This is a genomic window from Arhodomonas sp. KWT (assembly GCF_010993615.1).
On the sequence record NZ_WNXE01001089.1, the window covers coordinates 1 to 545 of the forward strand.

Genomic DNA, 545 nt, shown 5'->3' on the forward strand with positions numbered 1-545 from the left:
GCTTAGTCGACTACCGCCGTCTTACACGTCGATCGGTGACGCGCTGGATCTCGCGGTTGCGGGGGGACGCATGCTGCAGCCTGTCGTCGCTGACACGTCCTGGATCGACGATACCCTCGGGCGGTTTCTTTTCTTCTGGTCTTGGATATTCAGAGTATCAGGACATCTGGACAGCGCCAGTGTCCGGAGCATCGGTAGTCGTGAGGAACATCGAGGGGGACTGAAATGGATATTACGTCAGCTTTGCGGTCTCCGGACTGCTCGGGGTATCACGCGGATCATTCGTCGGCGGGCTGATCGGCATTTCCGGCGCCAGCCTCCATGCCAAGACCTTTTCCATGGATGGCGAGCGGGTGTTCGTCGGCTCGTTCAACTTCGGTGCCCGCTCCGCGAACCTCAACACGGAATCGGGCTTCCTCATCGACAGCCCCTCGCTCGCCCGGCGCATCGACGAGGCGTTACATCATCGCGCCACCGCCATCTGGCTGGCGGTCGAGACCAAGGGGCTGCTCATCGGCGAGGCCGCCAACCGGCCGGTGATCGAC

The 545-nt window shown here is 62.0% G+C and carries 1 protein-coding gene; it reads left to right on the plus strand.

Annotation, left to right across the window (positions count from 1 at the left end; translation table 11 throughout):
* Positions 1-302: 302 nt before the first annotated feature.
* The coding region (locus G7A99_RS25875) for a phospholipase D-like domain-containing protein (RefSeq protein ID WP_305792374.1) at positions 303-545 on the plus strand (243 nt) is incomplete at its 3' end.